This is a genomic window from Devosia albogilva (assembly GCF_042685625.1).
Lineage (GTDB): Bacteria > Pseudomonadota > Alphaproteobacteria > Rhizobiales > Devosiaceae > Devosia > Devosia albogilva.
This window is the reverse complement of sequence record NZ_JBHUNP010000001.1, coordinates 45439-64622: the sequence shown is the minus strand read 5'-3', so window position 1 is coordinate 64622 and position 19184 is coordinate 45439. Positions and strand designations below refer to the sequence as shown.

16 protein-coding genes are annotated in these 19184 nt (G+C 63.6%); 10 read left to right on the top strand and 6 right to left on the bottom strand.

Annotated features, from left to right (window positions below; all coding sequences use genetic code 11):
* Positions 1-12 precede the first annotated feature (12 nt).
* From dld to ACFSX5_RS00310, 4 genes are read left to right on the top strand one after another with little or no spacing between them, the layout of a single operon-like run.
* Positions 13-1737: a D-lactate dehydrogenase gene (dld, locus tag ACFSX5_RS00325; protein ID WP_386830687.1), complete on the top strand. Its 1725-nt coding sequence runs from the start codon at positions 13-15 to the stop codon at positions 1735-1737.
* Positions 1734-2750 (top strand): Ldh family oxidoreductase, encoded by a 1017-nt coding sequence (locus ACFSX5_RS00320; protein ID WP_386830685.1) that lies wholly within the window; start codon positions 1734-1736, stop codon positions 2748-2750. Before dld ends, ACFSX5_RS00320 begins: the two co-directional genes overlap by 4 nt.
* Positions 2747-3964 carry an iron-containing alcohol dehydrogenase gene (locus ACFSX5_RS00315; RefSeq protein WP_386830683.1) on the top strand — a complete coding sequence of 406 codons (1218 nt, stop codon included), beginning with the start codon at positions 2747-2749 and terminating at the stop codon, positions 3962-3964. Before ACFSX5_RS00320 ends, ACFSX5_RS00315 begins: the two co-directional genes overlap by 4 nt.
* Before the next feature lie 20 nt (positions 3965-3984).
* Positions 3985-5433 (top strand): NAD-dependent succinate-semialdehyde dehydrogenase, encoded by a 1449-nt coding sequence (locus tag ACFSX5_RS00310; RefSeq protein WP_386830681.1) that lies wholly within the window; start codon positions 3985-3987, stop codon positions 5431-5433.
* Positions 5434-5679: 246 nt separating this feature from the next.
* Here ACFSX5_RS00310 and ACFSX5_RS00305 read toward each other — a convergent pair whose 3' ends face one another.
* Positions 5680-6681: a helix-turn-helix domain-containing protein gene (locus ACFSX5_RS00305; RefSeq protein WP_386830679.1), complete on the bottom strand. Its 1002-nt coding sequence runs from the start codon at positions 6679-6681 to the stop codon at positions 5680-5682.
* A gap of 124 nt (positions 6682-6805) precedes the next feature.
* Here ACFSX5_RS00305 and ACFSX5_RS00300 point away from each other — a divergent pair, with 124 nt between their 5' ends.
* The 5 genes from ACFSX5_RS00300 to melA (ACFSX5_RS00280) all read left to right on the top strand — a co-directional run bounded on the left by ACFSX5_RS00300 (position 6806) and on the right by melA (ACFSX5_RS00280) (position 14331).
* Positions 6806-8824: an ABC transporter substrate-binding protein gene (locus ACFSX5_RS00300; RefSeq protein ID WP_386835536.1), complete on the top strand. Its 2019-nt coding sequence runs from the start codon at positions 6806-6808 to the stop codon at positions 8822-8824.
* A 251-nt stretch (positions 8825-9075) separates the two neighbouring features.
* Positions 9076-10086 (top strand): ABC transporter permease, encoded by a 1011-nt coding sequence (locus tag ACFSX5_RS00295; RefSeq protein WP_386830678.1) that lies wholly within the window; start codon positions 9076-9078, stop codon positions 10084-10086.
* 56 nt (positions 10087-10142) lie between these two features.
* Positions 10143-11270, top strand: coding sequence for an ABC transporter permease (locus ACFSX5_RS00290; protein WP_386835535.1), 1128 nt, complete (start codon positions 10143-10145; stop codon positions 11268-11270).
* 10 nt (positions 11271-11280) lie between these two features.
* Positions 11281-12951, top strand: coding sequence for an ABC transporter ATP-binding protein (locus ACFSX5_RS00285; protein ID WP_386830676.1), 1671 nt, complete (start codon positions 11281-11283; stop codon positions 12949-12951).
* Positions 12952-12963: 12 nt separating this feature from the next.
* Positions 12964-14331, top strand: a complete 1368-nt coding sequence (gene melA, locus ACFSX5_RS00280) for an alpha-glucosidase/alpha-galactosidase (protein WP_386830674.1) — start codon at positions 12964-12966, stop codon at positions 14329-14331.
* A gap of 103 nt (positions 14332-14434) precedes the next feature.
* On the opposite strand, the gene melA (ACFSX5_RS00275) is transcribed toward melA (ACFSX5_RS00280), so the two are convergent.
* A complete protein-coding gene (melA, locus tag ACFSX5_RS00275; RefSeq protein WP_386830672.1) occupies positions 14435-15889 on the bottom strand; it encodes an alpha-glucosidase/alpha-galactosidase in 1455 nt (484 codons plus the stop codon).
* On the opposite strand from melA (ACFSX5_RS00275), the gene ACFSX5_RS00270 reads away from it, so the two are divergent.
* Positions 15843-16856 carry an AraC family transcriptional regulator gene (locus tag ACFSX5_RS00270; protein ID WP_386830670.1) on the top strand — a complete coding sequence of 338 codons (1014 nt, stop codon included), beginning with the start codon at positions 15843-15845 and terminating at the stop codon, positions 16854-16856. The genes melA (ACFSX5_RS00275) and ACFSX5_RS00270 overlap by 47 nt on opposite strands.
* Positions 16857-17377: 521 nt before the next feature.
* On the opposite strand, the gene ACFSX5_RS00265 is transcribed toward ACFSX5_RS00270, so the two are convergent.
* From ACFSX5_RS00265 to ACFSX5_RS00250, 4 genes are all read right to left on the bottom strand, one after another.
* Entirely contained in the window at positions 17378-17578 is a 201-nt protein-coding gene (locus ACFSX5_RS00265; RefSeq protein WP_386830668.1) for an alpha/beta fold hydrolase, read from the bottom strand.
* 5 nt (positions 17579-17583) lie between these two features.
* Positions 17584-17958, bottom strand: coding sequence for an alpha/beta fold hydrolase (locus ACFSX5_RS00260; protein WP_386830666.1), 375 nt, complete (start codon positions 17956-17958; stop codon positions 17584-17586).
* Positions 17959-17980: 22 nt separating this feature from the next.
* Entirely contained in the window at positions 17981-18478 is a 498-nt protein-coding gene (locus ACFSX5_RS00255) for a hypothetical protein (protein WP_386830664.1), read from the bottom strand.
* A 328-nt stretch (positions 18479-18806) separates the two neighbouring features.
* A complete protein-coding gene (locus ACFSX5_RS00250; RefSeq protein WP_386830662.1) occupies positions 18807-19013 on the bottom strand; it encodes a hypothetical protein in 207 nt (68 codons plus the stop codon).
* Positions 19014-19184: the final 171 nt, after the last annotated feature.

Here is a 19184-nt window from a genome sequence, read left to right as displayed (position 1 = left end):
TTCTGGATCCAAATGCACTCCTTGCTCAAAAGAATGCAGGACGTGGTCGGCGAACGCCACGTACTCGTCGGTGACCGACAGACGCGGCGCTACCGCAAGGGGTACCGTTTTGGCGAGGGCAAGGTGCTTGCTGTGGTGCGGCCCGGCACCCTTCTGGAGCAATGGCGCGTCCTCCAGGCGTGCGTTGCTAACGACGTCATCGTTATCTGCCAAGCGGCGAATACGGGTCTCACCGGCGGCTCTACGCCGGCCGGTGAGGGCTACGATCGGCCCATCGTCATCATCAACACGCTGAGGATCGATCGCATCGATCTGCTGGGGGCAGGGGAGCAGGTGGTCTGCCTGCCCGGCGCCACGTTGGACAAGCTGGAGAAACGTCTCCGCGCCATCGGCCGCGAGCCGCACTCCGTCATTGGGTCATCCTGCATCGGCGCTTCCGTCACCGGCGGCGTGTGCAACAATTCCGGTGGCTCCCTGGTGCGCCGAGGGCCGGCCTTTACGCAGATGGCCCTTTTTGCCCAGGTGGACGCCGTCGGACGCCTGCACCTCGTCAATCATCTCGGCATCGAACTCGGCAGCAACCCGGAAGAAATCCTGGCGCGCCTCGACGGCCAGCGATACCGGCCCGAGGATGTGCGCAGCGACGGCAACCTTTGGGCCTCGGACCGCGCCTATTCCGACCATATCCGCGACATCGACGCCCCGACCCCGGCCCGGTTCAACGCCGACCCGCGCCGTCACTACGAAGCTTCCGGATCCGCGGGCAAAGTTGCGGTGTTCGCGCTGCGCCTCGACACCTTCCCTGCCGACAAGGACGTCACCGTCTTCTACATCGGCAGCAATGATCCTGCTGAACTGGCCGAGATCCGCCGCGACGTGCTTGGTGGCTTCCGTAACCTGCCGATTGCCGGAGAATACATGCATCGCGGGGCCTATGATCTGGCACACCGTTACGGCAAGGACCTTTTCCTGTTCATCCGAGCGTTCGGCACCGACAATGTGCCGAAGGCCTATGCAGCCAAGAGCTGGTTTGACGGCGTGACCGAAAGCACCGGCCTCGGCGGGCATGTCAGTGACCGTCTGCTGCAGTTCTTCGCGCGGCTGTTCCCTGAGCACCTGCCGGCGCGCCTGAACGCGTTCCGGGATCGCTATGCGCACCACTTGCTGCTCAAGATGGGCGGCGAGGGGGTGGCCGAGGCTCGCGAATACCTGGCAAGGCGCTTCCCCACTGCGGTCGGAGACTTCTTCGAATGCACGGCGCGGGAGGGAGCGGACGCCTATCTCAACCGGTTCGTGGTCGGAGGCGCCGTGGTTCGCTACCGCGACGTCCATCCACGCGACGTCGAAGACATCGTCGCGCTGGACGTCGCTTTGCCACGCAACACGCTGGCCTGGTTCGAGACCCTGCCGGCAGACCTGCAGGCGCGCTTCGAAACCACCATGTATTGCGGGCACTTCCTCTGTCACGTGATGCACCAGGAATATCTTGTCCGAAAGGGCGAGGACTGCCACGCCATTGAGCAGGAACTGCTCCGCCTGTTGGACCTCCGCGGTGCCGAATATCCGGCGGAGCACAATGTCGGGCACCTCTACGAGGCCAAGCCCGCCCTAAAGGATTTCTACCGCTCGCTCGATCCCACGAACACCTTCAATCCCGGTATTGGCGGCACGTCGAAGCTGCGGCACTGGCATCCTCCGGAGGCTCCGGCGGGCCATCCGGTGGAGACGGTGGAATGAGGATCGCCGCGGAAGAAGCGCGGGCGCTTGCACGGACCTTGCTGGAGCGGGCAGGGGCACCCGTAGCGCATGCGACGCTGCAGGCAGACGTTTTGCTCGAAGGGGAGTTGCGCGGCCATCCGTCCCATGGCCTGCAGCGCTTGCCGCGACTGCTGAACCGCATCGAGCGCGGCCTCGCCGATCCAGCCGCCACTGGCGCGCAGTCCTGGCGCAAGGCCGGATTGCTCGAGGTCGACGGAAATGCAGGGCTCGGCCCCGTGGTCGCGACGCGTGCCATCGACGCGCTGCTCTCCCGTGTCGGCCAAACGGGTGTTGCCGTGGCCGCCGTGCGCAACGCCAATCATCTCGGCATGCTGGCGGGCTATGTGGAGCGGATCGCCGCAGCCGGGTCGGTCGGCATCGCTCTTTCCACCAGTGAGGCGCTGGTCCATCCGCACGGCGGCACCAGGGCCATGCTGGGGACCAACCCCATTGCCGTTGCCGTTCCCACTGCCGGCGCACCGTTCGTACTCGACCTCGCGACCAGCGTCGTGTCCATGGGCAAGATCCATGACCATGCGCTGCGTGGCGCCACCATTCCGCAAGGCTGGGCTCTCGACGCGAACGGGGACCCGACTACCGATGCCATCCAAGCAAAAAGCGGCGCCATCGCACCGTTCGGCGGCGCCAAGGGCTACGCCCTCGGCCTTGCCTTCGAGTTGCTTGTCGGGGCCCTGGCAGGATCCCCCTTTGCGCCCGACGTGCGTGGCACACTCGATGCAGAGCACAAGGCGAACAAGGGCGATGTCTTCATCGTCATCGAGCCCAACGGCGCCCCTGAACTCGCCGAGCGCATCTCGGCCTACCTTGATGCGCTTCGATCCAGCCGTCCGGCCGATCCCAGCCGACCGGTAACGGTCCCTGGCGACGGTGCACGCGCACGCCGTGAGGCGGCCCTCCAGGGCGGCATCGAGATTCCAGACCAGCTCTGGCGAGACCTACAAAGCCGCCTTTCCAAGGACATCCAGTCATGAGCCTGTTTGCAGCCCTCCGCCTGCCGCGCGAAATCCTCTTCGGCGCCGGCCAGCGACACGTCCTGGGCGAGGTCGCCGCCAGGCTGGGAGCGCGCGCGCTGGTGTGCACCGACGCCCGTCTCGCAGCCGAGCCCGTGTTTGAAGAGATGCTGCAGCACCTGCGGCAAGCTGGCCTCGGAGTGCAGGTCGACAGCGAGGTGCTGCCGGACGTGCCACGCGACTCCTGTGCTCATGCCGCCGAGCGCGCCCGGAGTTTTGCGCCGGACCTCGTCGTCGGCATCGGCGGCGGCAGTTGCCTCGACCTTGCCAAGACGGTTGCCTTGCTGCTCCGTCACGGCGGCACGCCGGACCAGTACTATGGCGAAGGCAAGGTGCCCGGCCCGATCCTGCCGGTGATCGCCGTTCCCACTACGGCCGGCACAGGCTCGGAGGTCACGCCTGTGGCCGTGCTGTCCGATCCCGACCGCACCATGAAGGTCGGCATCTCCAGCCCCCATTTGATCCCCTCGGCGGCGATCTGCGACCCGGAGCTGACGCTGACCTGTCCTCCAAGCCTCACCGCCATCACCGGCGCGGACGCCCTAACGCACGCGATCGAAGCCTTTACTGCTCGCACGCGGGAGGCCACGCCGGCGCTGGCACAGGAGCGGGTCTTTGTCGGCAAGAGTGCCATCACCGACCATTTCGCGCTGCTGGCCATCGGCAAGCTGGCCCGCAGCCTCGAGCGCGCTGTCACGGATGGGAATTCCCTAGAGGCGCGGTCTGACGTCATGATGGGCGCGCTGGCGGCCGGCGCCGCCTTCGGCACGGCCGGCACTGCTGCCGCTCATGCGATACAGTACCCCATCGGCACCATCACTCACACCGCCCACGGTCTGGGAGTTGCCTGCATGCTGCCCTATGTGATGGCCTACAATCGGCCGAACATCACGCCTGAGCTTGCCAGCATCGCTCGCGAAATGGGCGAGACCGGTCCGGACGACGCTTCCCTTGCTGATGCTGCTGTTCACGCAGTGAAATCCTTGTTCGATCGGATCGGCATCGCGCCGGATCTGCGTAAGCTTGGCCTGCCGGAAGAGCGGCTCGCCTGGACGGGCGAGCAGGCGCTGACCATTGGCCGGCTGATCGACAACAACCCGCGACCGTTCGACGCCGCCAGCATGGATCGCCTGCTCCGGGCCGCCTATGACGGACACCTGGACCTAGTCCCCTGAGTTTGAAGAGGAAAATCGTCATGACCACCACGCTGGATTGCGCCCGCTACGCCAAGGGCCTGTTCATTGGCGGCGAGTGGATTCCCGGCGGGGGCATTCCGGTGGTGAATCCTTCGACCGAGGCCGTGCTGGCCGAGGTGGCCGATGCCAATGAAGCTGACGCCGCGCGGGCAGTCGATGCCGCGCATGCCGCGGCGCGCGGCTGGCGCAACACGCCTCCGCGCCGACGCGCCGAAATCCTCCGTCGCTGCTACGACTTAATGATGAGCCGCATCGATGAACTCACCATGCTGATCTCGCTGGAGAACGGCAAGGCGCTGAGTGATGCGCGCGGGGAGGTTGCCTACGCGGCGGAGTTCTTCCGCTGGTATTCTGAAGAAGCGGTGCGGATCGGCGGTGACTTCCGCCTCGCTCCGGCAGGCACCAACCGCATCCTTGTCGATCATGAGCCGATCGGCATTGCCGTGCTGATCACGCCGTGGAACTTCCCCGCCGCCATGGCCACGCGCAAGATCGCGCCTGCCTTGGCGGCGGGTTGTACCGTCATCCTGAAGCCGGCCACAGAGACTCCGCTGACCGCCTATGCGCTGGCCGAGCTGTTTGCCGAGGCAGGGGTACCGGCGGGCGTGGTCAACGTCCTGACCACCCGCCAAGCGGGCCCGATGACTTCAGCCATGTTGCGTGACCCGCGCGTGCGCAAGCTGTCCTTCACCGGCTCCACTGGTGTGGGACGCACACTGCTCGCCGAAGCGGCCAAGAACGTCATCAGTTCCTCCATGGAGCTCGGCGGCAACGCACCCTTCGTCGTCTTCGACGATGCCGATCTCGATGCTGCTCTCGACGGCGCCATGGTCGCCAAGATGCGCAACGCCGGCGAGGCCTGCACGGCTGCCAACCGGTTCCTGGTGCAGGACGGCATCTACGACAGCTTCGCCAAGGGGCTCACCGAGCGCATGGGCGCGCTAAAGCTTGGGGCAGGGACCGATCCGGCGACCAATTGCGGGCCGATGATCACCCGCAAGGCTGTCGACAAGATCGAGCTGCTCGTCGCCAACGCGGTGGAACAGGGCGCCCGCATTCTCCTCGGCGGCAAGCGAGTCGAGGGGCCCGGATTCTTCTATCCGCCCACGGTGCTGGCCGACGTGTCCGCCCAGGCAAAGATGGCCCGCGAGGAGATCTTCGGGCCGGTTGCGCCGCTCTATCGCTTCAGCCGCGACGACGAGGCCATCGCGATGGCCAACGACACCGAGTACGGGCTCGCCGCTTACGTCTATACACGCGACATGAACCGCGGGCTGCGGGTAGCCGAGCAAGTGGAGGCCGGCATGATCGGGCTCAACCGTGGCCTTGTATCGGATCCCGCGGCACCCTTCGGCGGCGTCAAACAGAGCGGTCTCGGCCGCGAGGGCGGCGTCCATGGCATCATGGAATACCTCGAGCCGAAATACGTCGCCCTTCCGACATTCTGATCGGCGGCGCGAACACTGGCCGCGTGGGACTTCTGTCCCACTCAGCCCCGCCTCGGCCCAGTCGGTCGAGGTGAAGCAGTTGGTCTGAAACAGACATGGACGACAAAGGGGACGCCTGGAACACTAAACCGGCAGAATGAGCGTTGCCTTGGTCCGCGACATGTCGTTCGGATACAAGGACCAATGCCCTTGGGGCACCACAAGATTTGCAAAGCGTCGCTGCGCGCTGCGCGCTGCGGCTGCCCTTCAGCTAATCGTATCCCTCCGAAGCTGATTGGGCGTCATTCCATAGGCTCGCCTGAAGTGCTCGTAGAACTGGCTCTGGCTCGAGAATCCCGCCTGAAACGCAACATTGGCGACGGTCAGGTTGCTGTCGAACAGCAGGCTGCGGGCGCGGATAAGGCGTATCCGGAGAACGAACTTCTGAATCGAGATATGCATGACGCGGGAAAAAACGTCCGCCGCATAGTTGGGATGCAGCCCCACGACCCGCGCGATATCCGCTGACGAAAGCGGATCGGCGATGTTCTCTACGATATGGCGGACCATGCGAACGACATAGCGCACAGGCGTGGCGGTGCGAGTGCGAGCGCCGGTCTTTTCGAGCCAGGCGGGGAGCAGCGTTTCCCAACCGGTGATAGCGGCGCGACGGAACATGGTGCCGATCTCCGTGCGGACCAGGTCTGCGCGAAGGGAATTGCCGCTGCGATAGTCGGCGTACCAGCGCTCCAGCATGTCGAGGCCGCCGCATTCCGGTGAGAGCTGGATGACACCGCCGCCCATCAAGGTTTCGGTGAGACGCCCCAGTTGCGGCATTTCCAGAAATGCGTCCATCGGCAGATAGATATTGAGCTGCCTGGCTTCGGCGGTGCACCGCAAGCCCACCGTCTGGTGTGGAATACCTGCCCAGAAGGCGACGAGTTGCCCCGCTTCCACCGAGACCCGGCCGCCGTCGAAGGCATAGTCCATGCTCCCTTGGGTCAGCCAGTTGAACTCGATGTGCCCGTGGCTGTGCGGCGCCGGCATCAATTGCGGCGCGAAGGCGCGAATGCCGAAGCGCCCGAAGGCTTTACCGGACGCATAGAAACTCCGATCCGAGCGCGGCATGGGTCGAGGCGCCTTTTCGCGAGGGCGCGAGGAGAGAGCATTGCTCATCACGATCGTCGGCATAATCTGAGAAATCCGGAATAAGTCTCTATCATTCCGGATTGCTTCGACGCAGGCAAGTCGTAGGCTCTCATCGTGCACGGGATCCCCAGAGCCAGCGGGAGTGACTGGCTCGCGGCACGACGCTGTCCCGTTGCGAAGGGAGGTTCTGTTGAAAAAACCTATTTATGCCCTTAGCGGGGCAGGACTTTTGCTGTCCGTTTCCATGCTGGCCATTCCGGCGCAGGAACTAACGGGCGAGCTGCCCGATCCGCCGGAATTTACCGCCCAGAGCGAGCCGATCTTCGTGTCGGTGAGCGATATTCTCGAGTACAGGGCGCTGCCCGAATATCACGAGCCGGGCTGGGTCACGTCCAAATATGTCGATGCCGGCACGCTGCCTCCGGTGGCCGAGCGACTGCCCAAGGAGCCGCTGGTCTACAAGGCCGCCAACATGCCCGACGGGATCGGCGTTTATGGCGACACCATGCGCCATGTGATCGGCGGGCGGCCCGAAGGCTGGAATTATATCGGCGGGCAATCGCAGGGCTGGGGCGGCATCGATATCGGGCTCTCCGAGTGCCTGACCCGCACAGGGCCGCTGTTCATGATCAAGGCGGACGAGCTGGAGCCGCTGCCGAATCTGGCCAAGAGCTGGGAATGGTCCGAGGACGGGCATGAGTTGACCATGCACCTGATCGAAGGGGCGAAATGGTCCGACGGCGATCCGTTCGACGCCGAAGACGTGATGTTCTACTGGGACGATCACATCATGGACCCCAACGTCTCCCCGCTCAATGGCGGGACGCCAGAGACCTTCGGTGAGGGTACGACGCTGGAGGCGATCGACCCCTACACCATCAAGTGGACGTTCAAGGAAAGCCGGCCCACGCAATATCTCTATGCGATGGCCTATGGCACCTTCTGCCCGGGGCCGAGCCATATCCTCAAGCCCGAGCACCCCAAATACAATGCCGACAACACTTATGACGAGTACAAGAATGCCTTCCCGCCCGAATACATGAACATCCCGGTGATGGGGGCATGGGTGCCGGTGGAATACCGGCCGGACGACATCATCGTGATGCGCCGCAACCCCTACTACTGGAAGGTCGACGAGAACGGGAACCAGTTGCCCTATCTCGACGAGATGCATTACCGGCTCTCGACCTGGGCGGATCGCGACGTGCAGGCGGTGGCCGGCTCGGGCGATTTCTCCAACCTCGAACAGGCGGAAAGCTATGTCGAGGCGCTGCGCCGCTCGGCCGAGGAAACGGCTCCGGCGCGCCTCCAGTTCGGCGCCCGCACCATCGGCTATGCGCTGGAGATGAACCTCTCCGGCAATGGCTGGGGCGAGCCGGACGAGCGCGCGCAGAGGGTGCGTGAACTCAACCGGAACCTCGACTTCCGCAAGGCGGTGTCGATCGCTCTGGATCGGCAGCGCCTGGGTGAATCGCTGGTGCGCGGCCCGTTCACCGCCATCTATCCGGGCGGGCTCTATGCCGGCACGGCCTATTACGACAAGGCCTCGACGGTCTACTATCCCTACAATCTGGAAGCGGCAGGAACGCTGCTGGACGGGATCGGGCTGACCGATACGGACGGCAATGGCATCCGCAACTTCCCCGATGGGGGCGGCGACGTCGAAATCACGCTGCTGGCCAACACGGACTATGGCACCGACACCAACCTGGCCGAAGGCGTCATCGCCATGATGGAGCCCCTGGGGCTGCGCGTCATCGCCAACTTCCAGGCGGGTACGGCGCGTGACGACATGCAGCAGGCAGGCCAGTTCGACTGGCATGTCCGGCGGCAGGGTACCGAGATGGTGGCGGTCGTGCAGGGCACCTCGTCACTCGCCCCGACCGGGCCGCGCACCAGCTACTTCCACCGCGGGGGTACGGATGGCACCGTCGACATGCTGCCCTTCGAGGAGGAGATGGTGGATGTCGTCAACGCCTTCATTGCCTCGAGCGACAATGCGGAACGCGCCGAGCTCATGAAGCAGTACCAGCGCCTGTTCACCGAGAATGTCTATTCGGTGGGGCTGACCCAGTATCCGGGCGCGCTGATCATCAACAAGCGCTTCGCCAATATCCCCGCCGGCGCCCCGATCTTCCAGTTCAACTGGGCCGAGGACAACATCATCCGCGAGCGGGTGTTCGTTCCCGAGGACCGGCAGGGCGATTACGAACTCCATCCCGAGACGCTTCCGGGCGAACCGGGCGGCGCGGGGCCGGTGTAGGCCGGTCTGCACACTCTCCCTTGTTGCGAGAGGTGCAGGACCTGGCGCTTGCCAGGTGCGTGACCGAGCGGGGGCGGAGGCACCACGCGGTGTGTGTGTCTCCCCCCTCCCTTGATCCCTCCCCCGAGGGGGAGGGTGTCGACTGGAACGCTGGGTTCCCTCCCAGCACCTCCTCCTAACCTCCCCCGTCAAGGGGAGGTGCCGCCCGGTGATCGTGACAAGATCCCGTCCTATTCGAGAGGCTTGCGGCCATGCTCCGATTTCTGATCCTGAGGGTGCTGGGCGCCATTCCGCTGCTGTTCCTGCTCAGCGTGGTGACCTTTGCCATCATCCAGGCGCCACCGGGCGACTATGGCGACACCATCCGCTCCATGCTGATCAACCAGGGCGGAGCCGCGCCTGACGTGGCCGAGGCACAGGCCGAGATCTATCGCGAAGCCCATGGCCTCAACGATCCGATGATCACCCAGTATTTCCGCTGGATCACCGGCATCGTCACCCGTTTTGATTTCGGCCATTCCTTCTTCTACAACAAGCCCGTGGGCCAGGTCGTAGCCGAGCGCCTGCCCGCCACCATCGCCCTGGCGCTGGTCTGCCACCTGCTCGCCTCGGGCCTGGGCATTGGTCTCGGTATCCTGGCCGCCACCCGGCAATATTCCTGGGTGGATACCGCGCTGGGCTTCCTCTCCTTCCTCGGCATGACCATTCCGCGGTTCCTGCTGGCGATCATCATCCTCTACATCCTCGTCTTCCGCCTCAATGTGAGCGAGGTGGGCATGTTCTTTTCGGCGCGCTATGGCGGTGCCCCCTGGAGCTGGGACAAGTTCGTCAACCTCGTCCAGCACATCTGGCCGGTCGTGTTCATCGCCACCTTCGGCGGGCTCGCCTACAACATGCGTGTCATGCGCGGGAACCTGCTGGACGTGCTCAACAGCCAGTATGTGGAAACGGCGCGCGCCAAGGGCCTGCCCGAAGGTGCCGTGATCATGAAGCATGCCGTTCCCAATGCGCTTCATCCCCTCATCGCCTATCAGGGCGTCGCCTTGCCCTACATGCTTACCGGTGAGATCGAGGTCGCCATCGTCTTTGGCCTCGCCACCGTGGGCCCGGCCATCGTCGGCTCCATGGGCGTCGGCGACGTTTATGTCACGGCCACCTTCATGCTCGTGCTCGCGGCAACCCTGATCGTCGGCAACATCATCTCCGACATGCTGCTGGTCGCGCTCGATCCCCGGGTTCGCCTGGGCGGAGGCAGCGAATGACCGATATCGATACCCGTTCGTCAATCCCGCTTCCCACAGACCCGGCCGGCGGCCCCATGCCGACCCCAGCTACCGAGGCGGATGCGCCACCCGTCCACGTGCGCTTCGGCAATGGCAGCGAAGGCTATGCGAGCCTCGTCTGGCGCCGGTTTCGCCGCTCGCCTATGGGGATGGTAGGCTTGGTGCTGGTCGTCCTGATGCTGGTCGTCTCGGTCTTCGCCGACTTCTTCGCGCCCATGGACCCAAAGGCTGCTCACTTGCCCTTCGCGCCACCGGATGTGATCGCCTTCGAAGACCCACAGGGCAAATTCAGCCTCATTCCCTATGTCTATCCCATCGGCGATACCGGCGAATTCGACCCGGTCACCTTCCAGCCGCTGACTGGGCTGATCAGGGATAACCCGACACCCACCGGCTTCTTCGTCGAGGGCTTCGAATACAAGTTCGTCTGGTTCATCCCGTCCAACATTCACTTCTTTGGTTCGGTCGACGGGCGGCCGATCCATCTCCTGGGCACCGATAAATTCGGACGCGATATTCTCTCGCGCGGCATCATCGGCTCGCGCATCAGCCTGATGATCGCGCTGGCCGTGGTGACCCTGACGACGCTCGTCGGTACGCTGGTCGGCATCACCTCCGGCTATATCGGCGGACGGCTGGATGCCTGGGTGCAGCGCTTCGTCGACTTCGTCCTGGCCTTCCCGCAACTGCCGCTCTACCTGGCGCTGACCTCGCTCATCCCGGTGACGGCACCGTCCAACGTCTTCCTCAGCTTCGTCATCTTCGTCATGGCGGTGCTGGGCTGGGCGCAACTGAGCCGCGAAGTGCGCTCCAAGACGCTGTCACTGGCGCGCATCGACTATGTGCGTGCCGCCATTGCCGTGGGCGCCACCGACGGCCGCATCATCACCCGGCACATCCTGCCCAACGTGCTGAGTCACATCATCGTGGCGGTGTCGCTGGCCATTCCCAGTGTCGTGCTGCTCGAGAGCTTCCTGGGATTCCTCGGCTTCGCGGTGAAGCCGCCGCTGATCTCCTGGGGCCTGATGCTGCAGGATACCGGCACCTTCTCGGTGATCGGTTCCTATCCCTGGATTCTCTCACCCGTGGTCTTCGTGCTGATCACCGTCTTCGCCTTCAATGCGTTGGGTGACGGGCTGCGCGACGCTGTCGACCCCTATTGAAGCCAGGCCCATGACCGACACCGTTATCACCCCTGTTTCTGCCACCCGCCACGACCTGGGCCTGCATGGTCGCGAACTGATCCTCGACGCCCGCAATATCGGCGTGAACTTCAAGGTCGAGGGCGGCGTGGTCAACGCGGTGCGCGACGTCTCCTTCCAGCTGCATAAGGGCGAAACCATTGCGCTGGTCGGCGAATCCGGCTCGGGCAAGTCCGTCACCGCCCGCACGCTGATGAAGCTTCTCACCAAGCGGGCGACCATCCTGCCCGAGACGCAGATCACGCTCAGCGGCAGGAACATCGTCGCCATGGGCGACCGCGAGATGCGCCGGCTGCGCGGCAACGACATCGCCATGATCTTCCAGGAGCCGATGAGTTCGCTCAATCCGGTCTATACGATCGGCCAGCAGGTCTGCGAAATCCTGCACCTGCACAACAAGATGAGCAGCAAGCAGGCCATGGCCCGCGCCGAGGAACTGCTGGCGGAAGTGCAGATACCCGAGCCAGCCGCCCGGCTGCGGCAATATCCGCACCAACTCTCTGGCGGCCAGCGCCAGCGGGTGATGATCGCCATGGCGCTCGCCAACCGGCCCGACGTGCTGATCGCCGACGAGCCGACGACGGCCCTCGACGTGACGGTGCAGGCCCAGATCCTCAACCTCATCAAGGACCTCAAGGACAAGTACGGCATGGCGGTGATCCTCATCACCCATGACCTGACCATCGTCCGGCAATTCTCCGAGTATGTCTATGTGATGCAGAACGGGCGGGTGCAGGAGCACAACACGACCGAGGCGCTGTTCGCCAATCCGCAGCACCCCTACACCAGGCATTTGCTGGCCTCCGAGCCGCGGGGCACCGCCCTGGCCCTGGAGGAGGGCGCCCATGAGGCGGTGCTCGAGGGAAAGGAAGTCAAGGTCACCTATACGCTGAAGCGCGGGGGCTTTTTCAAGCCGGACTTCTTCGAGCTCAAGGCGGTGGACAATCTCGACATCAAGCTGATGCGCCACGAGACGTTGGGCATCGTGGGGGAGTCGGGCTCGGGCAAGACCACGTTCGGGCAGGCGCTGATCCGGCTCATCAACAATCAGGGCGGCCAGATCTGGTTCGACGGCGAGCCGATCCACGACAAGAGCCGCGCCGCCATGCGGCCGCTGCGCAGTCGCATGCAGATCGTCTTCCAGGACCCCTTCGCCAGTCTCAATCCGCGCATGTCCATTCGCCAGATCATCGAGGAAGGTCTGATCGTCAATGGCATCGGCGCCAACAGCCGCGAGCGCGTCGATCGCGTGCGCCAGGCGCTGCGGGATGCCGGCATGCCCGACACCATTCTCCAGCGCTTCCCGCACGAATTCTCCGGCGGCCAGCGCCAGCGCATCGCCATTGCGCGGGCCATTGCGCTCGAGCCCGAATTCATCCTGCTCGACGAGCCGACCTCGGCGCTGGACCTGTCGGTACAGGCCCAGATCATCGACCTCCTGCGCAAACTGCAGGACGAAAAGGGCCTCTCCTATCTCTTCATCAGCCACGACCTCAAGGTCGTCCGCGCTCTCTGCCACCGCGTCATGGTCATGCAACGCGGCAAGATCGTCGAAGAAGGGCCGGTGGCCGATGTCCTCACCAATCCCCAGACCGAATACACGGCCCGCCTCGTGCGCGCCGCGTTCGAGATAGCCGCCTAATCGGAGCATCCAATGGCAAACCCCAAGATCACCTTCATCGGTGCAGGCTCGTCGGTGTTCATGAAGAACATCGTCGGCGACATTCTGCAGCGGCCGGCCTTGGCCGGCGCGCAGATCCGCCTGATGGACATCAACCCTACGCGGCTGGAAGAAAGCGAGATCATCGCTAAAAAGCTCATCGCCACCCTGGATGTACCGGCGACGGTCGAAACCTATTCCAACCAGCGCCAGGCACTCGACGGCACCAACTTCGTCGTCGTGTGCTTCCAGATCGGCGGTTATGAACCCTCCACCGTGGTCGATTTCGAGGTGCCAAGGAAATACAACCTGCGCCAGACCATCGCCGATACGCTCGGCGTCGGCGGCATCATGCGCGGCATCCGCACCGTGCCGCATCTGTGGAGCATCTGCGAGGATATGCTGCAGGTGGCGCCGGACGCCATCATGCTCCAATACGTCAATCCGATGGCCATCAACACTTGGGCCATCGCCGAGAAGTATCCGACGATCAAGCAGGTCGGGCTCTGCCATTCGGTGCAGGGCACCGCGCATGAGCTCGCACACGATCTCGACATTCCCTACGAGGAAATCCGCTACCGCTCGGCCGGCATCAACCACATGGCATTCTTCCTGAACTTCGAGCATCGCCAGCCGGACGGAACCTACAAGGACCTTTATCCGGAACTGCATCGCGCCTATCGCGAGGGGCGAGCGCCCAAGCCGGGCTGGAACCCTCGCTGCCCCAACAAGGTGCGCTACGAGATGATGACGCGCCTGGGCTATTTCGTGACCGAAAGCTCCGAGCATTTCGCCGAATACACGCCATATTTCATCAAGGAAGGGCGCGAAGACCTCATCGAAAAGTTCGGCATCCCGCTCGACGAGTACCCCAAGCGTTGTGTCGAACAGATCGCCCGGTGGAAGCAGACGTCGGAAGACTACAAGATGGCTGACCGGATCGAGGTCAGACAATCCAAGGAATACGCTTCTTCCATCGTCAACTCGGTGTGGACCGGCGAGCCGTCGGTGATCTACGGGAACCTAAAGAACAACGGCGTCATCACCTCGCTGCCTTTCAATGCGGCAGTGGAAGTGCCGTGCCTTGTCGATGACAACGGCTTGCAGCCCACCTTCATCGGCGACCTACCGCCACAGCTTACGGCACTCATCCGCACCAACATCAATGTGCAGGAGCTGACCGTGCGGGCGCTAATCGAGGAAAACCGCGAGCACATCTATCACGCCGCGATGATGGACCCGCATACGGCGGCCGAACTCGACCTCGATCAGATCTGGAACCTGGTCGACGATCTCATCGAGGCGCATGGCAGCATGCTGCCCGAATGGGCGCGTGGGCCGCGGAAGCAGAGGGTAGCATAGTCCGATCAGCGCCTCCCTTGATCGGAGCGCCCCGGCGCGCGAGTGCCGGGGCAGTCAGCCATCTCTTGCACATCTGCGGGCCAGGTTCCTCAGAAGCCTCCAATCAATGATGGGCGCCGCTCATCTCGCGCAGTTCTTCCACCGAGCGGACGCGCTTGCGGGCAGCGCCTTCCCAGTCGCGGGTCTTGATCGTCGATTTGGCCAGACGCTCCCGGGCCGCCGGTACAGCCTCGGCATATTGTGGCAGCCATTCGGCTTGCGCCACCACCATCTCGTCCACCATGGCCCATACTTCATCGGGCGTGCAAATGGCGCCCACCAGCGGATCATGCAACACCGCCAGCTTCAGCGTATTGATGTCGCCCGTCATTGCTGCCTCGACCGATAGCCTCTGCACGCCGATCGACACTGTACAGGTCGCGGCGCAGGCCGTCGGCAGCGTGACGCCCTCGATCATGTTGATGCCGAACCGGTCGACATAACCGGGGCTCTCGATGATGGCGTCGTCGGGCAGGTTGGTGATGATGCCATTGTTGCGCCGGTTGAAGTGGCCGCGATAGGGGCGCCCGGTTTCCATCGCCTCGATGATGTAGCTGGCATGCTCGCCCGTCCGCTTGTGCTCGGAAAGCGGCTTGGCAGCCTGTTCCTTGAACATCGGGAAGTCGGTCTCGAACCAGTTCCGCCGCTCGGTCGAATAGCGGAGATAGCCGCCCGTTTCCCCGTGGATCCAGTCGCTCATGTCGATCCAGCGGCCGATCTCCTCGGGCCGCTTGCGATACCAGGGCAGGTATTCGGACAGGTGTCCGTTGCTTTCGGTCGAATAGACGCCGAAGCGCCTCAGCACGTCGATCCGCACCTTCTCGGTCCTGGAATAGACCGGGTGCGCCTCGAACCCGGCGATCAGCTCGTCCGCCTCGATCTTCCGCCCCTTGGCCCGAATATCGATGTACCAAGTCTGGTGGTTGATGCCCGAGCAGACATAGTCGAGTTCGTCGTCCCGCACGCCCAGCACTTGCGCAATCTGGTGCGCACCGTGCTGCACGCCGTGGCAGAGCCCGACGACATTGACCCCGCCATACATCTCGGCTGCCCAGGTGTTCATCGCCATGGGGTTGGCATAGTTGAGGAACAGCGCGCCCGGTTCGGCGACTTCGCGTATGTCCTTGCAGAAATCGAGGATCACCGGAATGTTGCGCTGGCCATAGAGGATGCCGCCGGCACACAACGTATCGCCGACGCACTGGTCGACCCCGTATTTCAGTGGGATGTTGACGTCGATAGCGAAGGCCTCCAGCCCACCGACGCGCACGCAGGACATCACATATCGCGCGCCGGCGATCGCGTCCCGCCGATTGGTGGTGGCCGTGACCTTGGCCGGAAGCTTGTTCACCGTCACGATGGTCTCGATCACCTGACGGACCATGTCCAGATTGTGCGGATTGATGTCCGTCAGGGCGAATTCGACATCGGCGAATTCCGGCACGGTCAGCAGGTCCGAAATGAGCGTCTTGGTGAAGCCGATCGAGCCTGCGCCGATCACTGTAACCTTGAATGACATCCTGTCCTCCCGGCTGCGCCGGATCTGGCGCAGTGAGGCCTTACTAGCTCGCGCCTCACCTCCCGTGATAGAGAAAGCTTGTGCGAACCAGGGTGATTTTGTGCTCTCCCGTCTGCTTGACCATGGCCATGACATTCGCGTGCTGAACGTGCGCAAATCGCCCGTGCCGCTGCACTGCATGGCGATCAGCGCCGGCTACGAGCAGCGCCGTAACGAGGTCTATTCCTGGGACGGGCTGCAGCGTGGGAGTTCCCCCTTCGTGGTGATCCAGCACACGTTGGTCGGTCTGGGGCGACTGGACTTTGCTGGAGTGCGGCACCGTCTTCGGCCGGGCGACACCATGGTGCTCACCCTACCGCACGCGCACAGGTACTGGCTGGAGCGGGGCGGCCATTGGGAGTATTTCTGGATGGTGCTCAATGGTCGGGAGGCCTTGCGGCTTGCGCGGGAAGTCATCGCGGCTCACGGTCCGGTGCTCACCCCGCCGTCGGCAATCATCGATCGGCTTGCCGAGGCGTGCCTGACCCTGGTTGGGAGACCAGACATAAGTGGCGGTGATGCCTCTGCTGCCGCTTACGCCGCCATGGCAGCGCTTCATGACTGTGCCTTCGGCGTCGAGTACCAGCCTACGGCCGACCTCCCCGCCGCCATGCAGCGCGTAGCACGCTACGTGGAGATGAACGTCGGATCCGTACTGCCGGTGGAGCAACTGGCAGCGGTCGCGCAAATGAGCCGGGCGCACTTCGTGCGGCAGTTCACCGCCACGTTCGGCATGCCACCATCCGAATGGGTGTTGCAACAACGGCTCGACCGCGCGGAAAGGCTGCTGGTCGCCACCGACATGACTGTAGCCACGATTGCGGACCTCACCGGCTTTTCCAGCGGAAACTACCTATGCAAGTGCTTCCGCCGCCACCGGCACACGTCCCCTCTGCAATTTCGCAAGAGTCAACGCATCAATGGATAGCAAGCCCTTTGAGCGGACGTTCGACCCTTACTTTGCCGCTTCACCTGGATGCCCGACATCAGCATGAGAAGGATATTGGCCTAGTCCTGAAGCAAAGAAACGCACGGAAGTGCCTAGAAGGGGAGGGACTGCCGTCCTCTCACGCCTACGGCTACTATTGGTGCCCTTGGCAGCCAGAACCGGACAGTCCGCTTCCGGCCCCATATACGATCCGCCTAGTGTTCGTCGGCATACCCTTCGAGGAAAGGGATAGCAAAGTCACTGACCAGCGGTGAGGCGACAATCTCGTAATGGGTTTGGTTCGGGATGACCGCCAAGCGGCTTGCGCCGACATTCTCTCGCTGCCAGCCACCTTCCCGCCGCCGCCGAGCAGTTCGAAGAACTCTACGGCTTTGGCGATGCGCACAGAGTCCCAGTCGGCGAAGATGAGCAAGGTTGGTGCCTCGACCTCGCGCACTTCAGCACTCCAGTCGTAGTCTTGCGACAGGATGCCGCCGATTTCCCTGACCGCCTCCACCCACTTAGGTTTCGTGGACCGGCGTACCGACTAGGCTCTCGGCGGCGGCAACCGGGTCGGCGCCTATGCCTCTCATGCCATCGAAGTTGTAGTCATGCCAGTTCGAGAACGCGAAGGCGGCCGAGACGATCACCAAGCGGTCGACCACGTCGGGATGGTCGATGGCGAGCCGCAAAGCTGTGGCGCCGCCGAGCGAATAGCCCATTTCGTCTACCTTCTCGTGTCCGAGGCCTTGATCAACTCGGCAATGTCCGTCGCCATAGCTTCGAAGGTCATCGGGCGGCCGAGCGCGCCGGTCCCGCCGTGGCCCTGCAGGTCCACCCCGATGACCTGCCGATGCTCGGCAAGGCGAGCGATGTTCGGACCGAAAGCTTCGAGCCAACTCAGGCCACCGTGGAGCAGGACGAGCGGCTCGCCCACTCCGTATGTCTGGTACCACACCTGCACGCCGTTAACGGCGGCATAGCCGCTCTCGTTTGGTTCCGGTACTTCCGACATTGCAACCTCCTGGGCGGTGGCGGGAAAGGCAGCGGCGACAGCCATCGTCGCGGCGGCGAGAAGTTGAACCATGCGTCGTCTGGACATTCTCGTCTCTCTCAACTTGAGTTCATCGGGCTTGCGGCGGCATCTGGTATTCGAGCTGCATCGCGACGATTTCGGCGGTGTTGTCGCCGTAGCGTCCGGCGATCGACGCGAGGGTGCGATCGAGCGCGTCAGTTGCGGTTTCACCGGGGTTCACTGAGACGATGGTCTGGTCCGGCCAAGCGGGCGTGATCTCGTCCGCCAGCACGCGGATGCCGTTTGCCGTGGCGATTTCGGCAGTCGGCGCAAAGCTGGTTGCTTTCGACCGGTAGGTCCGGGACCAGGCGTCGGCGACCAAGCTCAGGGACAGCCCGTCGATACCAGGATAGAGGGCGACGCCCAGGTTTTCGCGGTTCCACAAGGCAAGGGCGTTGTCCATCACGCCGGTGGCGAAGTCGCGGGTGAACCTGAAGTTGCCGCTGGCGTGGCGTGCATCCCAGTCTTCGACGCCGAAATCGCGTGCCACCGCCTGCGCCCTGTCGCGACCGGCAATGGCCTCGATCAGCGTCAGCATCATCGGCATGAAGTGCTGCCCTTGCGCGGATGGAAGGGGACGTGTCGCGGACTCCCTGCATGAAAAGTGCCTTTAACTGCCCGGATGGTGGCTGGCTCGATCGACCTGCAGCAGACACCCGCCGACCTGCACTGTCCGTGCTCATCATCCACGGGCCCCGAGAATCCAATCATCGCGGTGAACGCTGCCCACAGGCAGGAGCACGTGATCCCCGGCGCAGACGCTCCCACATGCCAATATTCGGACCAAACCGGCGCGGGACTCACCGCAAGGGAGCCAAGCCACTTTCAACGACGGTAGGCGGTATCGTATTCGCAGGTCGTATTCTGCGGCGCGCTCACGCCGGTTTGTCGTTGACGACAAGCTCTTGCCGCTTGGCGTCCATCACCTTCTGCGCGGTGTCCTCGTCGTGGTAGGGACCCAGGGTTCCAGAGGCAGCCCCCTTGCTCCATTCAACCAGGTAACCACCATCTGTCCGCCTGATGGTCGCCGCTGGATCGTCATTCATCTCGCCACCAGGGGTCAGGTTTGTATCATCGGTCATCGCTGTCCTCTCCTGAGTTGTGATCGCCGACGGTTGTGCTCAGCGCGAAGCTCGTGTGCAGGATGTCATGCGGTCCGGATGCGCAGCAAGCACCGGAGTCCCGGTTGTGATGCTCATACCACCATCGCATTCCACGCTGGTCGCGTAGCGTCGTCTGATGGACCGTATGGT

Coding starts and splice junctions, on each gene's coding strand:
- dld (WP_386830687.1), top strand. CDS start 13: ATGCACTCCTTGCTCAAAAGAATGCAGGACGTGGTCGGCGAACGCCAC.
- ACFSX5_RS00320 (WP_386830685.1), top strand. CDS start 1,734: ATGAGGATCGCCGCGGAAGAAGCGCGGGCGCTTGCACGGACCTTGCTG.
- ACFSX5_RS00315 (WP_386830683.1), top strand. CDS start 2,747: ATGAGCCTGTTTGCAGCCCTCCGCCTGCCGCGCGAAATCCTCTTCGGC.
- ACFSX5_RS00310 (WP_386830681.1), top strand. CDS start 3,985: ATGACCACCACGCTGGATTGCGCCCGCTACGCCAAGGGCCTGTTCATT.
- ACFSX5_RS00300 (WP_386835536.1), top strand. CDS start 6,806: ATGCTGGCCATTCCGGCGCAGGAACTAACGGGCGAGCTGCCCGATCCG.
- ACFSX5_RS00295 (WP_386830678.1), top strand. CDS start 9,076: ATGCTCCGATTTCTGATCCTGAGGGTGCTGGGCGCCATTCCGCTGCTG.
- ACFSX5_RS00290 (WP_386835535.1), top strand. CDS start 10,143: ATGCCGACCCCAGCTACCGAGGCGGATGCGCCACCCGTCCACGTGCGC.
- ACFSX5_RS00285 (WP_386830676.1), top strand. CDS start 11,281: ATGACCGACACCGTTATCACCCCTGTTTCTGCCACCCGCCACGACCTG.
- melA (WP_386830674.1), top strand. CDS start 12,964: ATGGCAAACCCCAAGATCACCTTCATCGGTGCAGGCTCGTCGGTGTTC.
- melA (WP_386830672.1), bottom strand. CDS start 15,889: ATGTCATTCAAGGTTACAGTGATCGGCGCAGGCTCGATCGGCTTCACC.
- ACFSX5_RS00265 (WP_386830668.1), bottom strand. CDS start 17,578: ATGGGCTATTCGCTCGGCGGCGCCACAGCTTTGCGGCTCGCCATCGAC.
- ACFSX5_RS00260 (WP_386830666.1), bottom strand. CDS start 17,958: ATGTCCAGACGACGCATGGTTCAACTTCTCGCCGCCGCGACGATGGCT.
- ACFSX5_RS00255 (WP_386830664.1), bottom strand. CDS start 18,478: ATGCCGATGATGCTGACGCTGATCGAGGCCATTGCCGGTCGCGACAGG.
- ACFSX5_RS00250 (WP_386830662.1), bottom strand. CDS start 19,013: ATGACCGATGATACAAACCTGACCCCTGGTGGCGAGATGAATGACGAT.